Annotated in this window: 7 protein-coding genes and 1 pseudogene; all 8 read left to right on the top strand. The window is 66.5% G+C overall.

Annotation, left to right across the window (positions count from 1 at the left end; genetic code table 11):
- Positions 1–971 (top strand): annotated as a pseudogene (locus AC2FNJ_RS17915) (6-hydroxynicotinate reductase); the annotation flags it as partial.
- 1 nt (position 972) lies between these two features.
- Positions 973–1,836 (top strand): UPF0280 family protein, encoded by an 864-nt coding sequence (locus AC2FNJ_RS17910; protein ID WP_496766153.1) that lies wholly within the window; start codon positions 973–975, stop codon positions 1,834–1,836.
- Complete coding sequence (locus AC2FNJ_RS17905) at positions 1,829–2,410, top strand: amino acid synthesis family protein (RefSeq protein WP_496766151.1); 582 nt, start codon at positions 1,829–1,831, stop codon at positions 2,408–2,410. Before AC2FNJ_RS17910 ends, AC2FNJ_RS17905 begins: the two co-directional genes overlap by 8 nt.
- A complete protein-coding gene (locus AC2FNJ_RS17900) occupies positions 2,407–2,988 on the top strand; it encodes an amino acid synthesis family protein (protein WP_496766149.1) in 582 nt (193 codons plus the stop codon). Before AC2FNJ_RS17905 ends, AC2FNJ_RS17900 begins: the two co-directional genes overlap by 4 nt.
- Before the next feature lie 89 nt (positions 2,989–3,077).
- Positions 3,078–4,292: an ABC transporter substrate-binding protein gene (locus AC2FNJ_RS17895; RefSeq protein ID WP_496766148.1), complete on the top strand. Its 1,215-nt coding sequence runs from the start codon at positions 3,078–3,080 to the stop codon at positions 4,290–4,292.
- 59 nt (positions 4,293–4,351) lie between these two features.
- Positions 4,352–6,196, top strand: coding sequence for an ABC transporter permease (locus AC2FNJ_RS17890; RefSeq protein WP_496766147.1), 1,845 nt, complete (start codon positions 4,352–4,354; stop codon positions 6,194–6,196).
- A complete protein-coding gene (locus tag AC2FNJ_RS17885) occupies positions 6,193–6,966 on the top strand; it encodes an ABC transporter ATP-binding protein (protein WP_496766145.1) in 774 nt (257 codons plus the stop codon). Before AC2FNJ_RS17890 ends, AC2FNJ_RS17885 begins: the two co-directional genes overlap by 4 nt.
- Entirely contained in the window at positions 6,959–7,660 is a 702-nt protein-coding gene (locus AC2FNJ_RS17880) for an ABC transporter ATP-binding protein (RefSeq protein ID WP_496766143.1), read from the top strand. The genes AC2FNJ_RS17885 and AC2FNJ_RS17880 overlap by 8 nt, the downstream gene beginning before the upstream one ends.
- Positions 7,661–7,689 lie beyond the last annotated feature (29 nt).

Genomic DNA, 7,689 nt, shown 5'->3' with positions numbered 1-7,689 from the left:
CAAAGAAAGAGGGCCGCGTGACCTGCGACGCGCTGCTGAAACTCTGCAACCGCGAGGCCGTCGAGATGGTGATCGGCGAGCCGGGCCATGAAACCACCGTGGTCGTGCAGGCGGGCAAGGCCCCCATCATCAACGGGGTCGAGGAAAAGCTGATGCGCGTCGGCTGCGGCTCGGCCGCCATCGGCATGTTCGCCAAGCAGTGGATCGACCATGTGGACGAGGTCGTGGTGGTCGATGACCACATCACCGGCGTGCTCAGCGAGCATCAGGCCGGCCGGATGCTCGACGTGCCGCCCACCGGCATCCGCATCAAGGGCCGCCGCTCGACCCCCGGCCGCTATTTCCAGGTGGCCGAACCGGGCACCGGCTGGGGCGGCACCGACATCACCGACCCGCTGGTGATCCTGAACGACTTCAAGCCCGACGTGGCCTGGCCCGGCCTGCGCCTGCTGATGGTGTCCACCACCGGCGAACAATACGCCTATTACCAGCTCGACGACGCGCTCGTGCCGCAACCCGCCGACATCCCGGACGTGCTGCGCGCCTCCGCCGATCTGATCGCGGAGAACTGCGAACCCTCGGTCTGTTCGGTGCTGTTCATGGGCGGCGCGGGCGGATCGCTGCGCGCCGGCGTGACCGAGAACCCGGTGCGGCTGACGAAATCGGTCAAGGACTCGCTGGCCTTCGTCACCTGCGGCGGCGCCGAATGCTATGTCTGGCCCGGCGGCGGCATCACCGTCATGGTGGATGTGCTGGACATGCCCACCCAGTCCTTCGGCTACGTGCCGACCCCGGCGCTGGTGGCCCCGATCGAATTCACCATGCGGATGAGCGACTATGCCGCGCTCGGCGGCCACGTGAACGAGGTGCGCCCGGTCGATCTGGTCCTGTCGGACAGCGCCCGCAAGCTGCCGCCCGAGGAACGGCAGCCCGACCCGATGGACCACCGGCATTTCCGGTGGGCGCGCTAGGATGGGACCGGCCGCCGCCATACTCCCCTGCGGAACCCGCCTGCATCTGCAGCACGGCCCCATCGACCTGATCATCGGCGCCGACGGCGACCGGGACCGCGCCTTTCGGGCCGCCCGCGCCCGGTTCGACACGATCCTTGCGGAGCTGGTCGAGGAACTGCCCCTGCTCCGCGCGCCGATGACGGCGGGCGCGCCGGAACCGCGCGGCAGCACGGCCCGCCGCATGGACGCCGCCGTGCGCCCGCATGCCGGTGTCTTCGTCACCCGCATGGCCGCCGTCGCCGGCGCGGTGGCGGACGAGGTGCTGGACGCGATGCGCCGGCACGCGGACCTGCGCCGCGCCTATGTGAACAACGGCGGCGACATCGCGATCCACCTGTCCCCCGGCCAGACCTTTTCAATGGCGATGCGCGGCCTGCACGGCGAGGATTTCGGCCGGATCACCGTCCGCGCCGGGGACGGGATCGGCGGTCTCGCCACCTCCGGCCTCGGCGGGCGCAGCCTCAGCCTCGGGATCGCCGACAGCGTCACCGTCCTGGCCCGGTCCGCCGCCGAGGCGGATGTCGCGGCAACGCTCATCGCCAACGCGGTGGACCTGCCCGGCCACCCGGCGATCCGCCGCGCGGCGGCCAGCGAGGTGGCGCACGACAGCGATCTGGGCGACCGGCCGGTTGCGGTCGGTTGCGGCCCGCTCACCGAAAACGAGGTCCGGCAGGCGGTACAAAACGGACGGGCGGTGGCCGAGGAGATGTACAAAACCGACAAAATCCGCGCCGCCCACCTGAGCCTGCGCGGCCGGTCCAGCCAGACGGGATGGCCCGCCCCCATCGCCCCGCCCCGACCCGAGGTACCCGAACATGCCTGACGTCGCGCTGAGAAAACTCGTGTCCTCGCTGGAGGAGATCCACCACGAAGGCGGCCCGGCCTCGGACAAGCCGCTGCGCCGCGCCGCGGTTCTGGCCGTCGTTTCCAATCCCTATGCGGGAAAATATGTTGAAGATATACAATGGTTTATGGAAGATCTGAAGCCGCTTGGCCTGCAGATGGCGCAACGCCTGATCGACATGCTGGGCGGACCGGAGAACGTCGAAGGCTACGGCAAGGGCGCCCTGATCGGCGAGGGCGGAGAGCTGGAACACGGCGCGCTCTGGCACGCGCCGGGCGGATACGCCATGCGGCAGCTTCTGGGCAAGGCCAACGCCATCGTCCCTTCCTCCAAGAAAGTCAGTGGGTTAGGCGCCCGTCTTGATGTGCCCATCACCCATGTCAACGCCTCATACGTGCGCAGCCATTTCGACAGCATGGAAGTCGGCTGTACCGACGCGCCGCGCGCCGACGAACTGGCCCTGGCGCTTGTCATGACCACCGGCCCACGCATCCATTCCCGCTCGGGCGGTCTGGAAGCCTGGCAGATCAAGGGAGAGGACGGACTGAGATGACCCGCATTCGCAAGATCGCCGTAACCGTCGAAGAGACCCACAGGGAAGCCGGGCGCGAGATCTCTCCGCCCACCCGCAAGGCCGTGGCGGTGGCAGTGATCGAAAACCCCTTCGCCGGGCGCTACGTGGACGACCTGACCGAGTTGATGGAGACCGGCGCGGAACTGGGCGCGCTCTTGGGGCGGCGCTGCGTCGAAGCCCTGGGCATTCGGCCGGAACAGGCTGAAAGTTATGGAAAATCCGCCATGGTCGGAGAAAACGGCGAGCTGGAGCACGCCGCCGCCATCCTGCATCCGAAACTCGGCGCGCCGCTGCGCAAGGAGGTCGAGAAGGGCGCGGCGCTGGTACCGTCGTCGAAAAAGATGGGCAGCCCCGGACAGGTGCTCGACGTGCCTCTGGGCCACAAGGACGCGGCCTATGTCCGCAGCCATTTCGACGGAATCGAAGTGCGGCTCAACGATGCGCCGCGCGCGAACGAGATCATGGTGGCCGTCGCCGTCACCGACAGCGGCCGCCCGCTGCCGCGGGTCGGCGGGTTGACCGCGCAGGAGGCCGAAGGAAAGGATGGCCTGCGGTGACAGTTGACGCGAACGGACAGGCGTTTACACAAGCAGCGAGAAGCCGGACCCACCGGCCGCATTCCAAAGCATCCACAGGAGGACATGACATGACCCTGATCAGACGCACGGTGCTGGGCGCGCTCGCCGCGTTGCCGCTGGCCGCGTTCGGACCGCAACCCGCCAGCGCGCAGGACAAGATCGTTCTGGGCGAGATCAACAGCTATACCCGCCTGCCCGCCTTCACCGTACCCTACAGGAAGGGATGGGAACTGGCGGTCGAACAGATCAACGCGGCGGGCGGCGTCAACGGCCGGCAGCTCGAGGTCATCAGCCGCGACGATACCGGCGATCCGGCGACCGCGATCCGGATTGCGGAGGAACTGATCTCGAAGGACGGCGCGGTGCTGATCTTTGGCACCTTCCTGTCCAATATCGGTCTGGCCGTGTCCGACTTCGCCAAGCAGAAAGAGGTTCTGTTCCTCGCGTCCGAGCCCCTGTCGGATGCCATCGTCTGGTCCAAGGGCAACAAATACACCTACCGGCTGCGCCCCTCGACCCACATGCAGGCGGCGATGCTGGCCGAGCAGGCCGCCAAGCTGGACGCGGTGAAATGGGCCACGGTCGCGCCGAACTATGCCTATGGGCAGGATGCGGTCGCCGCGTTCAAGCGCGAACTGACCAAGTTGCGACCGGACGTGGAATTCGTCGAGGAACAATGGCCGCCGGTCTTCAAGATCGACGCCGGATCCACCGTGCGCGCGCTGGAAGCGTCCAAGCCCGACGCGATCTTCAACGTCACCTTCGGCGGGGATCTGGCCAAATTCGTGCGTGAAGGCTCGCTGCGCTTTCTGTTCGAGGACCGCGACGTGGTGTCCCTGCTGACCGGTGAACCGGAATACCTTGACCCGCTGGGCGAAGAAGCGCCCGAGGGCTGGATCGTGACCGGCTATCCGGCCATGGACATCGAGACCGACGAACACAAGGCCTTTGCCGATGCCTATGTCGCGAAGTTCGGCGAAGCGCCCAAGACCGGGTCCATCGTGGGCTACAACTCGGTTCTGGCCATCGCCGCCGCTTTGGAAAAGGCCGGATCGACCGACACCGACGCGCTGCTGGCCGCGATGGAAGGATTGACCGTCGAAAGCAGCCCGACCGGGCCGTTCTTCTTCCGCGCGGCGGACCATCAATCGACCATGGGCGCCTATGTCGGCAAGACCGGCATGGTCGACGGCAAGCCGGTCATGGTGGACTGGGTCTATGCGGACGGGGCCGACTATCTGCCGTCCGAGGAAGAAGCCGCCGGAATGCGCCCGGCGGAATGAGCCCAGGCCGGCGGGGCGCCTGACGCCCCGCCGACACCGGCAACAGGGACAGGGACGGCATGGGATTTTATCTGGCGCAATTGCTGACGGGGCTGGCGAACGCCTCGTCGCTGTTCCTGATCGCATCCGGTCTGTCGATCATCTTTGGCGTGACCCGGATCGTGAACTTCGCCCACGGCTCCTTCTACATGCTGGGGGCCTATCTTGCGTACACGCTGGTCACGCTCTGGAGCGGGAGTGTCCTGGGCTTCTGGGGCGGTGTCGTTCTGGCCGCGGTGGTCGTCGGGCTGATCGGGCTGGTCGTCGAGATGACGATCCTGCGCCGCATCTATCACGCGCCGGAACTGTTCCAACTCGTCGCCACCTTTGGCGTCGTGCTGATCGTGCAAGACCTGACCCTGGCGATCTGGGGGGCCGAGGATCTGCTGGGGCCGCGCGCTCCGGGCCTCGACCGGGCGGTGCGGATCCTGGGCGAGCCCATACCGGAGTACGATCTGGCGCTGATCGCCATCGGACCCGCCGTGCTGCTGGCCATCTGGCTGCTGTTTCACCGCACCCGCTGGGGTGTCCTGGTGCGGGCCGCGACCCAGGACCGCGAAATGGTCGGAGCGTTGGGCGTCAATCAGGCCTGGCTGTTCTCGGCCGCGTTCGTGCTGGGGTCTTTCCTTGCGGGTCTGGGCGGCGCGCTGCAGATCCCGCGCGAGGCGGTGTCGTTGCAGATGGACCTGTCGATCATCGGCGAGGCCTTCGTCGTCGTGGTGATCGGAGGCATGGGCAGCGTGACCGGAGCCTTCGTGGCGGCGGCCCTGATCTCGGTCCTGAACGCCTTTGCGATTCTGGTCTTTCCGCAGATCTCCATCGTGCTGCCCTTTGTGGTGATGGCGATCGTCCTGATCTTCCGGCCGCACGGCCTGTTCGGCAAACCCGGCAGCGAAAAAGGCGCCCCGGAAGAGCCGGAACAGCCGCTGAGACTGCTGGACCGGAAATCGGCCATGGTGCTGGCCGCCGCCGTGGCGGCGCTGGCGCTCAGCCCCGCCTTTGTCTCGGATTTCACCACGATCCTGCTGGTGGATGTCATGGTCGCAACGCTGTTTGCCGTCTCGCTGCATTTCATGATGGGCATCGGCGGGATGGTGAGTTTCGGCCATGCCGCCTATTTCGGTGTCGGCGCCTATGCGGCGGCGATGGCCGTGAAATACTTGGGACTCGGAATGCTGCCCGCGATGGTTCTGGGGCCGGTCTGCGCAATCCTCGCGGCGTTGTTCTTTGGCTGGTTCTGCGTGCGGCTCTCGGGCGTCTATCTGGCCATGCTGACGCTGGCCGCGGCGCAGATTCTTTGGGGCGTCACCTTTCAGTGGCAGGATTTCACCGGGGGCGATGACGGCATTCTGGGCGTCTGGCCCGCGCAATGGGCCAGTTCCGACCGCGCCTATTTCTATCTTGCCTTCGTGCTTTGCATCGGCGGCATCTGGTTTCTGCGCCGCGCCGCGCATTCGCCGTTTGGTTACACCCTGCGCGGCATTCGCGACAGCGGCACCCGGGCCGAGGCCATCGGCATCGACATCAAGCTGCATCAATGGATGGGATTTGTCGTGGCCGGGGCCTTTGCCGGGCTTGCCGGCGTGGTGTTCGCCTTTTCCAAGGGCAGCGTCTTTCCCGACAGTCTGGGCATCGCGCAGAGCATCGACGGTCTGATCATGGTGCTGCTGGGCGGCATTCATGCGCTGGCGGGACCGATCCTGGGTGCCTCGGCCTTCGTGCTGATCGAGGACTGGGTGACGCGGCTGGACTACTGGCGGTTCATCTTCGGCGCCATCATCCTGGTGGTGGTGTTGCTGGCGCCCGACGGGATCGCCGGCGGCGTGCAGCGCCTGATGCGGGCCGTGAAAGGCGGTGCCGCGTGACACGGGTTCTGGAAGTCCGCGACCTGTCCAAGAGCTTTGGCGGCGTCCACGCCGTCGATCAGGTTTCGTTTGATCTCGACGAAGCCGAGTTTCTGGCGCTCATCGGACCGAACGGGGCGGGCAAGACCACCTGTTTCAACATGCTGAACGGCTATCTGCGCCCGGACGCCGGCTCGGTCCGGTTGCGCGGCGAGGAGTTGATCGGCCGGCCGCCGCGGCGGATCTGGCGAATGGGGGTCGGGCGCACGTTTCAGATCACCGCAACATTTCTGTCGATGACGGTCATGGAAAACGTGCAGATGGCGCTGATCTCGCACCATCGCCGGGTGTTCGACCTGTTTTCGCGCGCCGCACGGCTTTACGTGGACGAGGCGATGGCCCTGCTGGAGCTTGTCGCCATGCAGGATCAGGCAGGGCGCGCGTGTTCGGAACTGGCCTATGGCGATCTGAAACGGCTGGAACTGGCGATCGCGCTGGCGCATGAGCCGGCGCTGTTGCTGATGGACGAACCGACCGCGGGCATGGCCCCGTCCGAGCGCATCGCGCTGATGGCGCTGACGGCCGAGATCGTGGCGCGGGGCGGCGTCAGCGTGGTGTTCACCGAACATGACATGGACGTGGTGTTTGCCCATGCGCATCGCATTCTCGTTCTCAATCGCGGGAAACTGATCGCGGAAGGCACCGGATCGGAAATCCGGTCCGACCCGCTGGTGCAGGAGGTCTACCTGGGCGGCGGCACCGCATTCGGAGCGGAGGGCGCCCATGCTTGACGTGATCGCGCTCAACGCCTGGTACGGCCGCGCACAGATCCTGAACGAGGTGTCGCTCGGCATCGGGGAGAACGAGGTCGTGGCCCTGTTGGGCCGCAATGGCGCCGGCAAATCCACGACGATCAAATCGATCATGGGCCTGGTTCATCACGCGACGGGACGGGTGCGCTATGGCGGGCGGGACATCCTCGGCAAGGCGTCGCACGCCATCTGCCGCGCCGGCCTGGGCTATGTCCCCGAGGAACGGCGCATATTCGGCGATTTGACGGTCGAGGAGAATCTCGAAGTCGGCCGCCGTCCGCCGCGCCTGGATGCACCGGAATGGACGCCCGAACATCTGTTCGAGCTGTTTCCCAACCTGCGCGAACGCCGCCGCAACCTGGGCAAGCAACTGTCGGGGGGCGAACAGCAGATGCTGACCATCGCGCGCACCCTGATGGGCAACCCGAAACTGGTCCTGCTGGACGAGCCGTCCGAGGGGATCGCCCCCGTCATCGTCGAACAGATGGCCCGGGTGATCGCGGAACTGAAGCGCGAGGGGCTTTCTGTGCTGCTCAGCGAGCAGAATCTGCATTTCGCCCGGGCCGTGTCCGACCGGGCCTATATCATCGAAAAAGGCGTCATGCGCTACGAGGGCAGTTTTGCCGATCTGGACGCAGACCCCGAGATTTCGCAGGCCTATCTGGCGGTCTGAGCCGGGACGGATCAGGAAAGGAACGCGAG

It is taken from the genome of Ruegeria sp. BHSB196, assembly GCF_059613135.1.
The sequence above is the reverse complement of the archived record's forward strand: the minus strand, read 5'-3'. Positions and strand labels throughout refer to the sequence as shown.

Excerpts from the sequence above, each read along its gene's own strand:
- AC2FNJ_RS17895 (WP_496766148.1), top strand. The coding sequence starts at position 3,078 with ATGACCCTGATCAGACGCACGGTGCTGGGCGCGCTCGCCGCGTTGCCG.
- AC2FNJ_RS17890 (WP_496766147.1), top strand. The coding sequence starts at position 4,352 with ATGGGATTTTATCTGGCGCAATTGCTGACGGGGCTGGCGAACGCCTCG.
- AC2FNJ_RS17900 (WP_496766149.1), top strand. The coding sequence starts at position 2,407 with ATGACCCGCATTCGCAAGATCGCCGTAACCGTCGAAGAGACCCACAGG.
- AC2FNJ_RS17880 (WP_496766143.1), top strand. The coding sequence starts at position 6,959 with ATGCTTGACGTGATCGCGCTCAACGCCTGGTACGGCCGCGCACAGATC.
- AC2FNJ_RS17910 (WP_496766153.1), top strand. The coding sequence starts at position 973 with ATGGGACCGGCCGCCGCCATACTCCCCTGCGGAACCCGCCTGCATCTG.
- AC2FNJ_RS17905 (WP_496766151.1), top strand. The coding sequence starts at position 1,829 with ATGCCTGACGTCGCGCTGAGAAAACTCGTGTCCTCGCTGGAGGAGATC.